At 39.5% G+C, this 17143-nt stretch carries 14 protein-coding genes; 2 read left to right on the forward strand and 12 right to left on the reverse strand.

Going from position 1 to position 17143, the window contains the following annotated elements:
* Positions 1-98 precede the first annotated feature (98 nt).
* The 3 genes from LV83_RS13680 to LV83_RS13690 form a co-directional block, all read right to left on the reverse strand.
* The gene (locus LV83_RS13680; protein ID WP_111612103.1) at positions 99-707 is read right to left on the reverse strand and encodes an alpha-ketoglutarate-dependent dioxygenase AlkB family protein; all 609 of its coding nucleotides are present in this window, start codon (positions 705-707) and stop codon (positions 99-101) included.
* A gap of 13 nt (positions 708-720) precedes the next feature.
* Complete coding sequence (locus LV83_RS13685) at positions 721-1563, reverse strand: methylated-DNA--[protein]-cysteine S-methyltransferase (RefSeq protein WP_111612104.1); 843 nt, start codon at positions 1561-1563, stop codon at positions 721-723.
* Between the two features lie 523 nt (positions 1564-2086).
* Positions 2087-3232: a cystathionine gamma-synthase gene (locus LV83_RS13690; RefSeq protein WP_111612105.1), complete on the reverse strand. Its 1146-nt coding sequence runs from the start codon at positions 3230-3232 to the stop codon at positions 2087-2089.
* 36 nt (positions 3233-3268) lie between these two features.
* Here LV83_RS13690 and LV83_RS13695 point away from each other — a divergent pair, with 36 nt between their 5' ends.
* Complete coding sequence (locus tag LV83_RS13695) at positions 3269-4057, forward strand: TVP38/TMEM64 family protein (protein WP_111612106.1); 789 nt, start codon at positions 3269-3271, stop codon at positions 4055-4057.
* Between the two features lie 77 nt (positions 4058-4134).
* Here the strand turns inward: LV83_RS13695 and LV83_RS13700 are convergent, their stop codons facing one another.
* From LV83_RS13700 to LV83_RS13740, 8 genes are all read right to left on the reverse strand, one after another.
* Positions 4135-4275 (reverse strand): DUF2256 domain-containing protein, encoded by a 141-nt coding sequence (locus tag LV83_RS13700; protein ID WP_111612107.1) that lies wholly within the window; start codon positions 4273-4275, stop codon positions 4135-4137.
* A complete protein-coding gene (locus LV83_RS13705) occupies positions 4272-4901 on the reverse strand; it encodes a flavin reductase family protein (protein ID WP_111612108.1) in 630 nt (209 codons plus the stop codon). The genes LV83_RS13700 and LV83_RS13705 overlap by 4 nt, the downstream gene beginning before the upstream one ends.
* Before the next feature lie 17 nt (positions 4902-4918).
* A complete protein-coding gene (locus LV83_RS13710) occupies positions 4919-6031 on the reverse strand; it encodes an FAD-binding domain-containing protein (protein ID WP_111612109.1) in 1113 nt (370 codons plus the stop codon).
* Positions 6031-6294, reverse strand: coding sequence for a TIGR03643 family protein (locus LV83_RS13715; RefSeq protein ID WP_111612110.1), 264 nt, complete (start codon positions 6292-6294; stop codon positions 6031-6033). The genes LV83_RS13710 and LV83_RS13715 overlap by 1 nt, the downstream gene beginning before the upstream one ends.
* 552 nt (positions 6295-6846) lie before the next feature.
* Positions 6847-9030 carry a xanthine dehydrogenase family protein molybdopterin-binding subunit gene (locus tag LV83_RS13725; protein ID WP_111612112.1) on the reverse strand — a complete coding sequence of 728 codons (2184 nt, stop codon included), beginning with the start codon at positions 9028-9030 and terminating at the stop codon, positions 6847-6849.
* Positions 9031-9037: 7 nt separating this feature from the next.
* Complete coding sequence (locus LV83_RS13730; protein ID WP_111612113.1) at positions 9038-9508, reverse strand: (2Fe-2S)-binding protein; 471 nt, start codon at positions 9506-9508, stop codon at positions 9038-9040.
* Positions 9509-10085: 577 nt separating this feature from the next.
* A complete protein-coding gene (locus tag LV83_RS21635; RefSeq protein ID WP_111612114.1) occupies positions 10086-10292 on the reverse strand; it encodes a GDCCVxC domain-containing (seleno)protein in 207 nt (68 codons plus the stop codon).
* A gap of 172 nt (positions 10293-10464) precedes the next feature.
* Positions 10465-12108, reverse strand: coding sequence for a serine hydrolase domain-containing protein (locus tag LV83_RS13740; RefSeq protein WP_111612115.1), 1644 nt, complete (start codon positions 12106-12108; stop codon positions 10465-10467).
* A gap of 675 nt (positions 12109-12783) precedes the next feature.
* Here LV83_RS13740 and LV83_RS13745 point away from each other — a divergent pair.
* Positions 12784-13650 carry an alpha/beta hydrolase gene (locus LV83_RS13745; protein ID WP_111612116.1) on the forward strand — a complete coding sequence of 289 codons (867 nt, stop codon included), beginning with the start codon at positions 12784-12786 and terminating at the stop codon, positions 13648-13650.
* Between the two features lie 1040 nt (positions 13651-14690).
* On the opposite strand, the gene LV83_RS13750 is transcribed toward LV83_RS13745, so the two are convergent.
* Positions 14691-17024, reverse strand: a complete 2334-nt coding sequence (locus LV83_RS13750) for an ABC transporter permease (protein WP_111612117.1) — start codon at positions 17022-17024, stop codon at positions 14691-14693.
* Between the last annotated feature and the right edge of the window lie 119 nt (positions 17025-17143).

The raw sequence follows: 17143 nt of genomic DNA on the forward strand, positions 1-17143 counted from the left end.
CTTAGAACATTAGCCGTCTAGCAACTACATTTTTTCAGTTTCAAGCCTGTCCAATCCTCGGAAAGGCCAAGGGACTTGAACTAGTTTTCAGCAAAAGATCACCTCACAATCGTCCGAAAAGTCAAATTGACCCTTGGCTTGGACACAAGCTTAGTTGGAGGCAATCTATGCACCCAATGTGTCTGTGTGATTCCCTTCATGACCAGCAAACTCCCATTTTCTAGGACTTGCGAAACCGTCTCTTTGGTTACTTTGTGCTTGAAAGCAAATTTCCGCTCAGCCCCGAAGCTCACCGAAGCAATCGCTCCATTCTTTTTCAGATCAGTTTCCCCATCACTATGCCAGGCCATTCCCTCCGATCCGTTGTGATATAAATTCAGTAAGCAAGAATTGAAAGTTTCTCCAGATTTCATTTCGACGAACTCTTTTAATTCTAATAATTCTTTGGTCCAAGGCAAGGCAGTTTTTGTAGTATTAGAATAGGTGTATTCAAAAGGTTCTTCGGCGTACCATGCTACTTTTCGTTTGGTTTCTATTCTCTTCCCAAAAATTATCGCCACATCATTCTTCCATTGAATCTCATTCAACAAGTATTCGAGATAGCTTAACGCCTGAGTTGTAGGCATGATTTTTCCAAAGTAATTCACCATACCATCCTTTGGAAGCAGATTTACATTTTCTTTCGATTCCTGATTGAATAAATCCATGTTCACTATAAATTCATATGTTGATCTGGGCAGCTTCCCATCCAATAATCGCTGATTTCCTTGTGTTACCCCACATATATCCACCGAGCTTGCCGCTAGCTTGGATTACCCGATGGCAGGGAATCAAAAAAGCAACAGGGTTGCTCCCTATGGCAGTTCCAATGGCGCGGGAAGCATTTGGTTTATCAATTTCAGTCGCGATACTTCCATAGGTTTTCAATTTCCCCAAAGGAATCTTCAAAAGCGCATCCCACACTTTCAATTGAAATGGAGTCCCATGCAAATGCAACTTGATCTGATTGAGTTTGTTCCAATCGTGTTGAAAAATAAACAAGGCTTCCTGCTGAATTTCATCTAGCAGTTCATGATAATCTGCATTTGGAAAGCGGGCTTTCATCGTTGCTTCTCCTTCGTTTTGATCTTCGTAAAATGCGAGGTGACAAATACCTTTTGGAGTTGAGGCAACGATGATTTCCCCAAAGGGAGTTTCAGCAAAGCTGTAATTGATTATTAGGTTCTCTCCACCATTTTTGAATTCGCCGGGAGTCATTCCTTCAATTTTCACAAACAAATCATGTAGTCTGCCTGTACTGGAAAGTCCAGTTTCTTCCGCCACTTCAAAAAGCGTTACTTCCCTACTCTGCAAAAGCTGCTTGGCATATTCCACGCTGAGGTACTGCATGAATTTCTTGGGGCTCACACCTGCCCAATCACTAAAGATGCGCTGGAAATGGTGAGGACTGAGGTGAACCTGCTCCGCTATTTCATCTAAAGAAGGTTGTCTTTTGAAGTTCGTTTGGAGATATTCAATCGCTTCTGCGATGCGTTGGTAATTAATGGATTGGCTCTCGCTCATATTCTAGATGCTAAGTTATCCAAAAGTACCCGGAATAGGGAAATTGCAAAACCCGAATCTTGCGGAGTTTGGCAAAATCGGAAATACAGAATAGAGTTGAGATTTATATTACCGATCGTGCCTTTGGTACTCATTAAATGTATCAATATCTACGAAAACCCAGAATTGCATTCTGGGCTTTAACTGGCCTTACCGTTGGCAAGGGGTCTGGGGTTGAATATGATCTTTCACGATAGATAAAATAGATAGTAAACAGGTATTTAGCCATTTTGATTGTTTTTCTAAACCTGATAGGCTTGCACTCTAATTTTGACTTTTGCCAAAGGCAAAACCCATAACAGCCCCGAATACAGCGAAGCGAAATTCGGGGTTAAAAGGTCAGAACGAAACGCAAGAGTGCCAAAGGCACGATCGGTATTCGACCTAAACTTGCGATCTCCGTGAAACCTCTGTGATCACTGTGGTTTTAAAAAAAAAGCCGTTCGCTTTTCGCGAACGGCTAAACTATTCTAACACAGAAATCTTAAATTTTTGAAAGGGCTTTGGCCAAATCATTCTTTAAATCTTCGGCATCCTCTACACCTACGCTTAGTCGGATGAGGGAATCTACTAATCCTATTTTCTCTCGGTCTTCCTTTGGAATACTTGCATGAGTCATAGAAGCTGGGTGACCGCAAAGTGACTCTACTCCTCCAAGTGATTCTGCCAAGGCAAATAAATGAAAGCTTTCCATCACTTTTCTAGCATCAGATTCTTTGTTTCCAACTAGTGTGAAGGAAATCATTCCTCCGTAATCACGCATCTGCTTTCTGGCTATTTCATGATTGGGATGATCTTCAAAACCCGGCCAGTAGACCTTTTCCACCTTTGGATGATTCTTCAGGTATGCCGCAATGGTTTTTCCATTTTGAGAATGGCGCTCCATTCTTAGGTGTAAGGTTTTGATTCCTCTGATTACCAAGAAGCAGTCTTGTGGTCCAGGTGTAGCACCTGAAGCATTCTGGATGAAAATCAGCTTTTTTGCCAGCTCATCATCATTTACCACCAAAGCTCCCATTACCACATCGGAATGCCCACCGAGATATTTGGTCACTGAATGCATCACGATATCTGCACCAAGATCCAGCGGAGTTTGCAGGTAAGGTGAAGCAAAGGTATTATCTACTGCTACAATGATTTTATTGCCTTTTCCCAACTTTGCTACTGCAGCAATATCGATGATATTCATCATTGGGTTAGTAGGCGTTTCCACCCAAATCATACGAGTTTTATCAGTGAGATGATCAGCAATAGAGGCTGCATCTGACATAGGCACAAACTTGAATTTGATCCCATATCGCTCATATACCTTAGTGAAAAGCCTGTATGTCCCTCCATAAAGATCATTTGTGCTGATGATTTCATCACCCGGATTAAATAGCTTGAGTACTGCGTCGATAGCTCCCAGTCCCGAGGAAAAACAAATTCCATGCTTTCCATTTTCCAGCGCTGCCAGATTGTTTTGCAAAGCTGTGCGGGTAGGATTATGCGTACGCGAATACTCATAGCCTTTGTGATCACCAGGTGACTTTTGCACATAAGTGGAAGTCTGATATATCGGTGTCATGATCGCTCCTGTGGAAGGATCTGGCTCTATTCCGGCATGAATCGCTTTTGTTCCAAATTTCATTCGTAATTGGTTTAGGTTATTTTGGATCAGTGGAAAATGAAAATCAGTTACGATTTTCAGGGTAATTTTAAGAAGTGCGTGTTAAACTTGCAGACATTCCCAGTAAATCCAATAGGTGAGAGTTCAAATATGACAAAAAAGGGCAGGATATTCAAAACTATCCGAAGGTACTTCGGCAGTCACCCTGCCGGAATTTTTGCTTGGCTTTGGGTGACTACCATGCCTTTTATAGGAAGTGTGATTTTTGCTACAAAATATAACCTGTTAGATGCATATCAACTTGAAAGTGGGTTAGATTTCTTCATATATACTGCTATTGGGGCGCTGCTGATGGGTTTGGCGCTGCTGCCTACTACGCTTATCGCGCTGGCTTCCGGATTCTATTTTGGTTGGATATCCTTACCCTTTTTGATTTTGGGCTACTCACTAGCTTCCGTTTTGGGATATGTTTTAGGTAAAATCACCAACATGGGATTCACAGAATTACTTTTTAAGAAAAATCCGAAATTCAGGAAAGAAATAGAATCCAGAAAGGAAAAAGAAGGCTCTTTGGTCTTCTTCGTACGGATCTCACCGATTGTCCCTTTTGCCGTTTCAAATTTCCTCTTTGCCTCGATGAACATCAAGATTTGGAAAGTATTGGTATATGGCATTCCTGGGATGCTGACTCGGACAGTTCTTGCTTTCGCCGCAGGTGTGATTGCCAGTTCTTATCTAGCTGCCAAAGAATCTATGAATAGTCCATTACAGTGGGGCATTGGACTTGCACTTTTGGTAATCGGTGTGGCGGGGATTTATAATTACCTGAGGAAAAAGAAAAAATGAACAATCTGCAGTCCTCAATATTCAATGGCCAAGGTTAGACACCAATTCTAGGTTCTCGTATTTGATTTATAATTTCATCAGAGTCTTTCTGCTTTATTTCTCCTACATCGTTCACTGCAGTATTTCACCTCTTCCCAGTTCTTTTCCCACTTTTTTCGCCAGGCAAAAGGTCTTTTGCAAACTAGGCAAAGCTTGGTAGGCAAGTCAGATTTTTTCATTTGAATTCAGGAATTTCATTTTCTCTCACATAGGGAAAAGAATCCAGTTTTTTTAATCCATAGTAGGTATTCAAACCAGAAATCCCAACTCCTGAATAGCCTTCTAAATCCAGTTGCCCTAAGTCATTGATAGTATCATCTGGGCAGATAATCATCTCCACCGAACCAATCACAAAAATACACCCGTTGGGCAGAGGAATACTTTCCTCATGCTTCATCCCGATTTTAACTGAACTTTCCTTTACAAAAGGCGCATGGAAGTCTCCAATATATTCTACTTCAAGCTGCATTCGTTCAAATTCAGACTCTCCTTTCTCCAACTTCGCTGAAGTGTAATGGGCTTTCTGAATAAAAGCTTCTGAGACATGATTAATCGTATAAAACCCAGTTTCCATAATATTGGGATAGGTATCGCGGGGAATATCAGTTTGAGGCCTCATGATAAAAGCCAACTGAGCTGGACTTGATCCCAAATGTACCACAGATGAGAAAATAGCTACATTTTCCTTGTTAGTTGGTGACTTTGTTCCAATCAAATTTGCAGGTTTGATTCCACTGATCGAGTTGATCAAGTTCAGTCTATATGTACGCTCTAAGCGCTCTATCTCTTCTTTTTGTAGTTGCATAGTGGTAATAATTGAATCTACTTTTCCTTATCAGATTCGTATTTAATTTCCTTTTTACACTTTTTCCAGAAAGCGAAGAAAGACGGGAAATAGCCTTTTGCACTGCTCATCCACTCTCTGGATTCCTCCTTTCCTAGAAAATGTCTATTCGTGGGATGCTCTTTGTAAATAATTTGCTCTGAGTTTATCAACTCCATCAATTCAGAAAACTCCCCTACGAATAGTTGAATTCCTTGAATGTTTCTTGTGAGATCGAGTGCGAAATCCAGACACTTTTGACTCACTGGATTCTTTTTGAAAAATGAAGGTTCTAGCAAAAAAATTCGCTGTACATCTTCATCTTGGTGCCAATAGGGGTCGATGTTGTAATAATTGTAAATAAGCGTTGTCTTATTCATTGCAACTTTTAGATCATCAAGAGATGGCAGGATAGTTTCCAGGTGGAAAGGGCTGGTATCAAGCAATTGACTTGGAATCTGCATATTCTCAAATTCCTCATATTCCACATCTAGGAAAGTACCTTTCTGGTTATCGTCAAAATAGGTATTGATATTCCACTGATTAGCAACGTATTTCTTACTTGAAAAAGCGCCTGCGACCCACTGCCAGCTCAGTTGATTGCTCGCTAAATCTCCATCCAACAGGTGGCTATACATCCATTGTGCAGGCTGCAACCAATGTGACTTAGCGATATTGCAGCAGATCGATGCGACGTACATTCGCATGTGATTATGCATATAGCCAGTCTTGTATAGCTCCTTGATCGCCAGGTCAACGGCATTGATTCCAGTCTCGGCGTTGAGAATGGCGGATGGGATTTGATGATTGGAAATTGGAGCTTGCTCCTGCTTGAGATCTTGGTTAATCCCCTCCCCTTTTGCTATCCAAACCTGCTGCCAATAGTCTCTCCAAGCTAATTCCTGAATGAGTTTTTCAGTTTGGTACCACTTTAAATCCAGCGTCTTGATATACTCAAATACTTGCTTGGTGGAAATCACACCGCGCGAGATATAAGGGCTCAACCTCGTAACTGCTCCTTCTTTATAATTGCGCGAGGAGGCATATCTTACGGGATCGATCGCTTGAATCCTGCTTTCTATTGAGGGTAAATCCGTGGGAAAATGATTCACTAGCTGATTTTATTCAAGGAAATACTTCGTTGTCGGGAACACTTGAATCGCTCAATATGAGGATTTCTCTTTTTTAAGTGCTTCTTACTCACTCCTGAATTCACACGCTTTCGCCACATTTTAAAGGAACTTTCTTTGAGTTCCCTTCGCATCAGCTTTATCACGTCGGATTCATTCACTCCAAATTGTGTCTCTATGGCTTCAAATGGCGTCCTATCTTCCCAGGCCATTTCTATTATTCTATCTGTCTCTCGCTCAGTCATTGGTAGAATTCATATTGTAAAACTCATTTTTCGAGAAAATTTGCTTTTACTCTTTACAAGATTTAAAGCAAGCAGTCGTCAGAAATGTTTTGAGGAATGCAGATTTACTTAAATAAAATCACTCAGATTGGAAATGAATCTGCTCCTACCAAATGAACCTGCCGATGGTAATTATTGTGCATAATGCTAGCGCCACAAGACTTACCATTAATAAGGCGGGTCTTTCGTTTTGTAAGATGAATTTTACGCCAATGAATAAAAAAACAAGCTGAGCGAACAGAAATGGAATGGTCAATAGCTCAACAAAAAATCCAATTATAAAAAAGTCTAACTGAAAGTAATTCGCCAGCCAAAGGAAGATGAAATAGCCGACAATTATAAAGTTGATACCTGTCAATGTTCTATCATTAAATCCTCCACCCATATTTTGGCTTATTTAAAATTACAACTTGACTATAGGCAAATCGCCTAATCGTTCTTGGTTCATAATTTCATTTCTACGACCCTTCTTTTTTCATCAGTACCGCAATCCCACATTGCTTTGGTAAGCACTTAGCTACGCAAAGCTTCCAAGACACGCTCCGGGGTAAAAGGCATATGCCTAAGGTGTTTTCCTGTTAATTTCAAAAATGCATTTGCTATGGCTCCTCCAACCATTGGAGTGGCTGTTTCTCCTACACCTTCGGGATGATTTGTGGATTCCAGAAGTGAAATTTCAATACTATCAGGAATATCTTCCATTCTCAATAAAGAATAATCATTGAAATTAGATTGCTGGATTTGACCATTTACAATCGAGATTCTTTCGCTTAATACACTGCTAATTCCCATCATGATACCACCTTCCATCTGTGCTTTGACATTGTCAGGTTGGACAATTATCCCTGCATCCAAAGCAATCCAAAAATGATGGACTTTGATTTTTCCAGTATTCCGGTCCACTGATATTTCACAAACTCCAGTTCCTAGCGAACCATGCTCCACAAAAGAGATCCCTTTGGCACGACCTTCAGGAAGAGGCGCATTCCAATTTGAAATTTCAACTACCTTTTCTAAGGTGGCCAAAGCTTTTGGAGCCTCTTTCATTAAGTTCCTTCTGAGTACAACAGGATCGATTTTCTGATCAAATGCTATCTCATCTATCATACTCTCGATGGCAAATTTATTTGGGCCATGCCCTACAGATCGCCAATGCTTTAATCGAATACCGTGTGTAGTTTCTCGCCATTCTGCCAGCTGATTTTTAATGGCATAGTGACTATTATCAACTCCACTTGCGACCAAATTCCCGCCATCTCCAACCACGACATGCGAGAAACCAGCGATAGTTCCATCAGCATCTACAGCAGCAGTAATTCTTTGCAAGGACTGAGGTCTATAAGTTCCATACCTCAAATCATCTTCCCGAGTCCAAATTAATTTTACTGGTTTGGGAGCAACTTCTTTCGCTAAAACTGCACACTCTTCCACGAAATCACTCATACTTCTTCTTCCAAAGCCTCCCCCTAGAAACTGTAGATGAACGTTCACATTTTCAGGAGGAATGCCTAACACTCCTGGGACGCCCAATTTTGTATCGAAACCCTGTTGGCTACCAACCCATACTTCTGCATGTTGCAGATCTTCTGAAACTTGAATGACAGAATTCAAGGGTTCCAGTTGAGCATGATATACATAATCATTTTTGAAGTCAGCAGTGTAGATTTTGGAAGCAGATTTTAGAGAGTTGCTAAAGTCTCCTTTTTCAGAAACAATAGAACCTTTCTCAGTTCGGTTAGCTATTTTTTCATAATCATCATAAATCTCCTCCGAATTAAAACCTGTTGCTTGTGATGTGCTCCAGTCTATTTTTAGAAGACTTTTAGCTTTTAAAGCCAGCTCCAGATTATTCGCTATAATTCCAATGGCATAGTCAAAAGGCACAATTTTAATGACGCCTTCCAGTTCCAAAATCTCGGGTTCATTTAACAAGCTTGGTTTAGAGCCATGCAAATTCCCTCTTTCTAGGACTCCATAGACCATATTTGGAAGTCTAACGTCAATGGCAAACTGTGCGGTGCCATCAACCTTTGCAGGTATTTCGGTTCGAGGGACGGTTTTTCCGATTAGCCGAAAATCTTTGACTTGTTTGAGTTGCTCCTCTGAAAAATCTGGAATTGCATCCGGCAAGACAAGAAAAGGAACTAGTTCACCATAACTGATTTCTTTACCTGTTTTTTCATGGGTGATGACACTTGCTGATGAAGTGAGTTCTGCTACCGGTACATTCCAATGTTGAGCAGCTGAATTGAGTAGAATAAATCGGGCCTGTGCACCAGCCTTTCTCATAGTTGAGAAATAGCTGTTTGTAGTTCTGCTACCCACTGTAAACATCATTTTGGTATCAGGAGACCAACCCGGAGAGCCATACATATCGCTTTCTTGAGGTGAGAATTCAACGCGAACTTTGGACCAATCTGCATCCATTTCCTCTGCAAAAATCAAAGGGAGTGAAGTCATTGAACCTTGGCCCATTTCTGAAGCAGGATTGTAAATGATTAATTCTCCATCCTCAGATAGTTTTACCCATGCAGACACACGATGCTTTTCTAATTGCTCATTGATCTTTTTGTTTTCGCTACAAGAAACCAAGACTGGAAATAATCCCGAGGCTCCGATGAAAAGGGCAATTCCACTACCGGATTTTAAAAATTCTCTTCGATTAAGAGACATGGAGTTTTTTGAATCTTTTTTCATGATCAGCTTATTTTGCGGCAATAGTTTTACCTGCCATTTCGATGGCTTCAATGATGCGTAGGTAGGTTCCACATCTACATAAGTTCCCATTCATGAAAGCTTTAATTTCATCTCGTGAAGGGGTCGGGTTTGCTTCTAATAAAGCAACGGCTTGCATGATTTGGCCAGAATGGCAATAACCGCATTGTGGAGCCTGTTTTTCTATCCAGGCTTGTTGTACAGGATGGTCTCCATCTTTAGATAAACCTTCAATAGTGGTGATTTTCTGTCCATCTGAAAAGTCATCAACCGACAGAACACAAGCTTTCATTGGATTGCCATCGATATGAATGGTACAAGCGCCACATTGTGCAATACCGCAACCATATTTTGTCCCAGTAAGGCCTAAATGCTCTCGAAGCACCCAAAGTAGAGAGGTGCCTTTCTCCACATTTACATCATGTGTTTGATTGTTTATTTCAAGTTTATAAGCTGCCATAATAAAAGAAATGGTTTTGATCAAGGTACTGAAAATAAGCTGTTTGCCAAAGGCAGAAATGACTTGATTAAATTAAGCAATAGCATACTTCAAGTTCTTTCCTGCATTGCATTCTAAAAGTAAGCTTTGGCAGATTTTTCTAAAAAAAATTTTCATTGATTAGCGGTCTGTGATACTGAAAAGCCAAGACCTACAATAATGAATTCAGAATAATAATCACAAGGCCTTGTTCTTCCACATCTGAATCCCTTTTCTTAAAAGTATCAATTGAAATGGAAATTAAAATCCTTACTACTATTTCAGACTAACAAGACCTGTTCATTTATAGCATTTTAACAGCTTAAAAGCTCTGTCGAATGGATAAATAATAAAGCCTATATGAATTTCCCTTGGTGGCTCTCTACCTAGTCTACTGAGTGCTAGTGAAAACTACTCAAGTATGCTAATACCAAGAAAACTGAGCTTTCAAAAGTTGTGACTTCTTATCCAACTTTAACTTACCAAACACTCAAAGTAAAGTGATTACCCAAGAAGTCTCTTATTCTACCTACTTATACCAGCATTTTCGCTTAATGAACTAGCAGCAACTTGATCCTTGTTGCATGGGAGGGCATTTTTCTGTCCCATAACTACAATAGACACAACAATCTCCCTTTTTTGGCTTGATCACTTGATGACAATTTTCACACTCGTAAAAGAATTGACAAGCATCTGTGGGCATAACTTCTTCTTTTTTATGGCCGCAGTGAGGGCAGGTTATTGTTGATTTTAGAACCACGTTCATTTTACTTTTTTCTTGTCTATCACTGAATCCCCAGTTGCTTCAATAGCTTTCATTAGTTTTACGCAGTCAGTTTTGGTTTGGTCAAATTCTATACTTGCGTTTCCCTTAACTAATAGGTCATAGATTTAACCAGTAACGCTTTAAGTACCTAAGGTGATATTTTAGTAGTTTTTTATTCCTTCTTTTCAAACCATAGGTTTCGAACCCTACCATCTATATCAGTTACTCTCAAGCCATTAATTCTGTTATTTTCATCTCTAGAAAAATGAATATTCCTAAAATATCGGTCTTCACTTTCAGTTGTATCCATTGCTATCGAACCGAAAACAATTCGTCTGTTCTTAGGCGACTCGGCAACTAACTGATTATTATCAACTTTTAAAGAGTAACTGACATCTAATTCAGGTGAATAATAAATTCCTGTATAATCAGATAAGTCAATGGTATGAGAAACCTCTTCCGGTGTGATTCTGGGAAATTTCAATTCATTATCTGGCATTTTTAATATCACATATTGCCCTGCTTTGTCAAACTCAAATTGTACGGGAGTATTGGGTATTACAAATGTCGTTTCATTCAAAGCAACCAATAAATCTGCCCCTTGAGAACTTAAAGCGTAAAGTTGACTGTCTTTAATTTCAAATTCTGGTTTAAATTGCTCGGCATCATAAGTACCTGCATAAATTTCCAGGATTTCTAGTGGAACCTCAAGTTGAGGTTCAATTTCAGTAGTTAAGTTCTTATTTTTTGAATTTAAAATACCCACAATTTCCTCAGCCAATCTTATTGGTTCATTACTATTAAGGTTACTCAATAGAATAACATCTAACTGTTCCATTGGATAGTATGACATAAAAGATATGTATCCTACACCATCTCCGGTATGATAGATCTGTTCAATATCTCCTTCACTAGATTTCACAACATAAAGCCCCATACCATAAGGAAAACTGGAGGAACTCTCACCTAACCACATATAATTCAGGCTATGCAGGTATCTCTGCCATTTCACTAGGTCTTCGATGGTAGAATATATGCCTGTCGCCCCATAATCTAACCAGTCCATTCCCATTGTTTGCTTATATCCATCTCCATTTTTTTCATATGGTATAGCTTTATTAGGGTCTTGTTGAGCTTGGCCTGATACTACTATCGACTGATTCATATCTAGTGGCTGAAATACATTTTGTTCTAGCCATTCTGAAAATTTCATATTGGAAATTCTTTCAACGATCGTTGCTAGAAGTATATATCCAGAGTTACTGTAACCAAATTCGGAACCTGGGTCGAAGTTTAATTCCTTTTGAGCAAAAATAAGTTGAAGGGCATTTTCTTGTGTCAAAATCGTTTCATAAAAATCGTCTTGCAGTAAGCGTAACCTGTTTGAGCTTCTTAGACCCGAAGTATGATGTAAGAGATGATCTATAGTAATTACTCTACCGAAATCATTTAATTCAGGTAGGTAGTTACGAATATCATCCTGATAAGACAATTTACCTTGTCCTTCTAATTGAGCGATAGCAAATGCTGTGAATTGTTTCGTTAAAGAAGCAATATGAAACTTTGTCTCATTCGATATTGGAACATTGAGCTCGATATTGGAACTCCCGTAGGCTTTTTTTAGAATAATTGAATCATTTTTCATAATTCCAATTATTACTCCTGGCTCATTCTGATTAGAATATCCAATAAATAGACTGTCAACTATTTTTTCTAAATCCCCAGAATTAGTTTGGGAAAATGTGTGTATTGGGACCAAAAGAAAGGCTAACAGAACTGCCGATAGTACTATTTTAATCAGATAACGATTTTTCATTATTCCTATCTTTAAGTTCGACAATGGCACATAGTACAAGCTGACTAGGAGCACTAACGTCCTGAATCGTGCTATTGCATGTAGGTTTTGATAGCAGGATATGCTCTTATATTTTTTCAATATGGGTTTTCAAAGTCTGCCTAACCAGAAAGCTAAACCCAATTAAACTTAGGCCTTCGACCAAACCTCTATTCACTAATACAGGTCAATTTTGACCGTTCGATACGTAGCCAAGTGTTTCCCTCCTATCTATAAAAATACAAGACTTGCAGGAATAAATGGGTTTTCAATTAGCTTAAAGTCAGGCTATTTTTCAATCTCCGAAGGTTATTTTCAGTCAAGCTTGTTTATTACAGATAGTAGAAAATAGCTAGTCCTAGCCCTCGTACTATAAAAGTTCGTGATGATCATTGGGCGAAGTTTGCAATTTCACCCTAACTATCAAGATACCTTTCAAATTGATAGGGACTTGAAGGGATAATTAAATATTACACCTAGCAGCCTCAACGCCTAGACTACACTCAGTGAGGGAATTGACCATCAGAAAAACTTCCCGACCACAAAAAAAGTAAGGGTTTTTATAAATTCATCTTTATGGTAGATTAATGCATTGAAAGATTCTTTGTCCAAAAAATCAAACAGCTACTCAACTCAAACCCAAATTCCCATTCCGATATGAAAAAATACTCACTTGCTTTATCCTTCTGTTTACTGTTTTCAATTGTTGCTTTTGCACAAGACAGTAAGGTTTTTGACCAAATGACTTTGCAGAGTAAAATTCTCAATATGGAGCGCAAGTATGCGATCTATCTGCCACCGGGATATGAGACCTCGCAGCGCTCCTACCCTGTCTTGTACCTCCTCCACGGAGGCGGAGATGATCAGACAGGTTGGGTGCAGTTTGGAGAAGTCCAATATATTGCTGACAAAGCCATCTTGGAAGGAAAATCCACGGCCATGATCATTGTCATGCCTGATGCCAATACTGGTAAGCGGGGTTACTTCAATGATGTCAACAATGACTGGAGATATGAAGATTTCTTTTTTGAGGAACTGATGCCTGAGGTAGAAAAAAAGTACCGAATCAAATCTGAGAAAAGGTACAGGGCAATAGCTGGCTTGTCCATGGGAGGCGGTGGCACATTTTTCTACGCCATGCACCGCCCTGACTTGTTTTCTTCCGCTTGCCCTTTAAGTGCAGCATTGAGGAGTAACACTTTTGAAGAATTCAATCAAGGACTTCAAAACAGTAATACCGAAGTAAAGAATACTAATTCCCTCCAAGGCTATTATGACCGACATTCGGCACTAAGGCAAATCGAATTGAATGAATTGGAGGCGATGAAATCTGTGAAATGGTATTTTGATTGTGGGGATGATGATTTTCTTTATGAAGGAAATAGCCTAGTTCATATCGCATTGAAGAAAAAAGAAATCCCCCATGAGTTCAGAATAAGGGATGGCGCACATAATTGGACTTATTGGAGAGAATCCCTTCCTGAAGTGTTATCATTTGTATCAGATACCTTTCGTCAGAAATAGGCCTGAGGTAGATTTGAAACTTTCCTTGTAGGAGTAATTCGGGTGATTTTAGTCTTTGGGTGAAATCAATAGCTTGCTGGTAGGCTCAAAGAAGGGGTTTCTCTCTCAAATGTACTTAATGTTCAACCCATTCAGGGTTGAGAATACAGAAAAGTATGCAGATGTAACTTCGCCCTCTCCTTACTATCAATTTCAAATTGATAAGGATAGGAAGGTGTAATTACAAATTACACCTAGCGGCCTCAATGCCTAGACTACGCACAGTGGGGGTTTAGAGCATTAAATTTGACTAGAGGCTGTCTCATAAGTAGGGACAGCCTCTGTTTTATTCGGGTCGGTATCTGAGTCAATTTTCATACAACCAAATCTCAGACTCTTGAATTGACTTATGAGACATACTCATTTTATTTTTCTGGATTTTTAATTCAACTTGGCCAAAACAGTTCTAAGGCTTCACTGTCGATGAATCTTCTGGTCTAAGCATAGCTTATATCTACGCTTTTCTATTTTGGGAATTTGTAATTCCTATCTCAAAAGTTCAACTCCTTCAGAGTTGTCATCCCCATCAAAATTCAATTACCCCGCATTTCATACGGGGCTAATCATGGTTTGACCACCCCGAAATCGCTTCGCTCATCGGGACTGTCGCTTCATGCTCGATCTATGAAATATATAACACCAACAGTAATCAACGCTTCAATCTAATGATCCCAACGGGATCGAACCATGAATAGCCATGGGTGAAACCCATGGAAAACGACAACCATTTTGACATCCCCACGACCCCAACGGGGTCGAATCTATTTAAATTGATACCTTCCAAAACTCCTAACTATCACTATCAACTTCAAATTGATAAGGAAAGACAGGTGTAGATACAATCTACACCTAGCAGCCTCAATGCCTAGACTACACTCAGCCAGAGTGTTAGGTTAGATTTAGAATTTGAATGAATAGCAAATTAAGAGACCATTAGATTTCTCTCACAGCGAGTCGCTGAGTAAAAGTTTCCAAAGCTGTCAAAATAAATTTTACTCTTCTTATTCTGATTTTAAAACTTTTACCGGCTCAATTTGCCCTGCTCGAATGGTTTGGGATAGGACGACCAGAATCCCGAGTATGGCTATCAAACTAAAGCCTAAGCTTACGTTTACAAGACCCAAATCAAGAGGAGTGCCCGTTTCCTCTTTTAATAAATCACCGCAAAACAAGCCCAATGGAACGCCAATAAGTCCAGCAATCAGAATTAGTAAACCAAATTTCCCGGTAACCGTCCATATCAGCTTTAAGCTGTTTGCACCCATTACTTTCCTTATGCCCAGTTCTTTAGTACGCGTTTCGACAGAGTAACTTGCTATGCCTAAAATGCCCAAAGAAGCTATTATTAAAACTATAAGGGCTAAGCCACCAAAAATCTCCATTTCTCCACTGATTTTCTCTGGATAACGCTGCGCTTTTAGGTTATATAGATTTGCTGTATTTTCAGGAAAGTTGTTTTTCCATAAGGATTGAATGGCTCTTGTTGCTTCCACTTCTGTATTAGGCTTTATTTTTATAAGCAAGGTGGCTATCTCATTTGGCAAATACCGATATACTAGCGGGCGTTGTTCGCCAATATTTTCATTAGGCATGATGCCAATGACCTGTACATAGGCGGAGTCAAGTAATAGATTTTGCCCTACTAGATTCTCCAACCCTGGGGCGAATAATTTTGAAGCAGCTTCATTCACCAACACATATTGCTCTGAACTCTGGGGCATATCTTTAGGGAAATTCTGTCCTGATTTTAAGCTGATGCCTTCTGTTTCAATTGTTTCCGGGTCAATACTTACGTAATTCATTTCCAAAATTTTATCCTGAAATGTTACAGAAGATTTACTCATACGCATCGGTTCATAATACCAGTTAGTTGCCAAAATCGTCTCCACTTGATTTAATCGACTTAGTTCGTTTTGCAAGTTTTCATATGATTCACCTTTCAAATCAAGCGTGAGCACATTAGGTGAAATACTTGAGTCAATGGCTGCCTTGTTTTTTCTATCGTAATCGCCTACTATGACAACCAATATCATAAACATGATGGTCACTGAAAATTGTAAGACAATCACGACTTTATAAACAGCAACACCCCGGAACAGCTTTATATTTTTCATTTTACGCAAAACCTCAATAGGCTTGAAGGCTGACAAAAGCCATGAAGGAAATGCTCCTGCTACTAATCCTGTGATAACGGCGTAGGTTAACAAACATAGAATTAGACCTATGTCCCAAGAAAAAGCCAAGTCATCCATATCGGGTATATAGTGGGCTAAAATAAGGACACACGGTACAGTCAAGAACAAAGCAAATAAGGAAATAAGGGTGGCTTCAGTTAAAAATTGCCCAATAATTTGCCCTCTTGTTGCGCCTATCGTTTTGCGGACACCTACTTCCTGCGCCCGGGAGAAGGCACGGGCTAGTGACAAACTGATGTAGTTAAAAGCAGATAATAGGGTTAAGGACAGAATTATGAAAAGTTGGATTTTTATAGCTGCCCAATCGGCTCCCGCATTAGAATCATTTTTAATGTCATTGTTTCGAGGGGTAATATCTTTTACGGGTTGGGCAATAAACTGAAGCTTACTGTTGTCCAGTTGGTGATTGTAATTTTGAAGCGATGTATTGAGTTGGCTAAAATTATCTTCGGATTTCAAACGTGCGTATATCGCTGCACCCTTGAACTCTCCCCAATCTTGCGAAATACTACTGATTGCTCCATTTTTTTCAAGCATTTCAGCAGAGTTAATGGATAGCATTGCCTCTATCGGTAAATGTGTTTCTAAAGGTGGGTCTTGGATGATTCCTTCTACAGTAAAAGAACCTAACTTTTCAAATTGAACTGTTTGACCTACTGCATCAGCGCTTCCAAAAATCTTTTCCGCTGTCTTTTCAGTTAAAAAAAGAGTACTGGAATTAGTGGTAAGGTTCTGTGCATTTCCCGACAACAAATTGAAGCCAAAAACATCAAAAAAGGAAGGCTCAGAAAACTTAATATCAATTGGCACGTCACCTTTGTCCGTTTGAAGGTTATATTTTCCTGCCACACGCACTTTCACCGTATTTTCAACAAAGGAGAAATATTCTAGCTGAGATGCCAATGGCAATGGAGCTGTTGCCCATTTTGTTTGTTCCCCGGCTATTGTTTGCTGCGTGAGTATTCGCACGAGTTGATTTAATTCTGGATGAAACCCGTCCGTATCGAAAGTGGCTTTTAGCCCTGTAAAAATGATAACACCAACCGCCATACTCAATGACAGGCTAATGATATTGATTAATGAAAAAAGTTTGTTTTTCCAGAGTATTCGGAGTGCAAGCCTTAAATTGTTCTTTATCATAACTAAAGCATTGATGTACTTATTTTATTTAGGCGGGATACTAAGATCAGGGACTATACTCTAAGAAGGTGGCAAAATCCACGCTAACACACATTGTATTAATTATCAGAGTTATACCA

It is taken from the genome of Algoriphagus yeomjeoni, from assembly GCF_003259505.1.
Classification (GTDB): domain Bacteria; phylum Bacteroidota; class Bacteroidia; order Cytophagales; family Cyclobacteriaceae; genus Algoriphagus; species Algoriphagus yeomjeoni.

Coding starts and splice junctions, on each gene's coding strand:
- LV83_RS13705 (WP_111612108.1), bottom strand. CDS start 4,901: ATGCAACTACAAAAAGAAGAGATAGAGCGCTTAGAGCGTACATATAGA.
- LV83_RS21635 (WP_111612114.1), bottom strand. CDS start 10,292: ATGAACGTGGTTCTAAAATCAACAATAACCTGCCCTCACTGCGGCCAT.
- LV83_RS13745 (WP_111612116.1), top strand. CDS start 12,784: ATGAAAAAATACTCACTTGCTTTATCCTTCTGTTTACTGTTTTCAATT.
- LV83_RS13690 (WP_111612105.1), bottom strand. CDS start 3,232: ATGAAATTTGGAACAAAAGCGATTCATGCCGGAATAGAGCCAGATCCT.
- LV83_RS13725 (WP_111612112.1), bottom strand. CDS start 9,030: ATGAAAAAAGATTCAAAAAACTCCATGTCTCTTAATCGAAGAGAATTT.
- LV83_RS13700 (WP_111612107.1), bottom strand. CDS start 4,275: ATGAAAAAATCTGACTTGCCTACCAAGCTTTGCCTAGTTTGCAAAAGA.
- LV83_RS13685 (WP_111612104.1), bottom strand. CDS start 1,563: ATGAGCGAGAGCCAATCCATTAATTACCAACGCATCGCAGAAGCGATT.
- LV83_RS13750 (WP_111612117.1), bottom strand. CDS start 17,024: ATGATAAAGAACAATTTAAGGCTTGCACTCCGAATACTCTGGAAAAAC.
- LV83_RS13695 (WP_111612106.1), top strand. CDS start 3,269: ATGAAAATCAGTTACGATTTTCAGGGTAATTTTAAGAAGTGCGTGTTA.
- LV83_RS13715 (WP_111612110.1), bottom strand. CDS start 6,294: ATGACTGAGCGAGAGACAGATAGAATAATAGAAATGGCCTGGGAAGAT.
- LV83_RS13680 (WP_111612103.1), bottom strand. CDS start 707: ATGGATTTATTCAATCAGGAATCGAAAGAAAATGTAAATCTGCTTCCA.
- LV83_RS13740 (WP_111612115.1), bottom strand. CDS start 12,108: ATGAAAAATCGTTATCTGATTAAAATAGTACTATCGGCAGTTCTGTTA.
- LV83_RS13730 (WP_111612113.1), bottom strand. CDS start 9,508: ATGGCAGCTTATAAACTTGAAATAAACAATCAAACACATGATGTAAAT.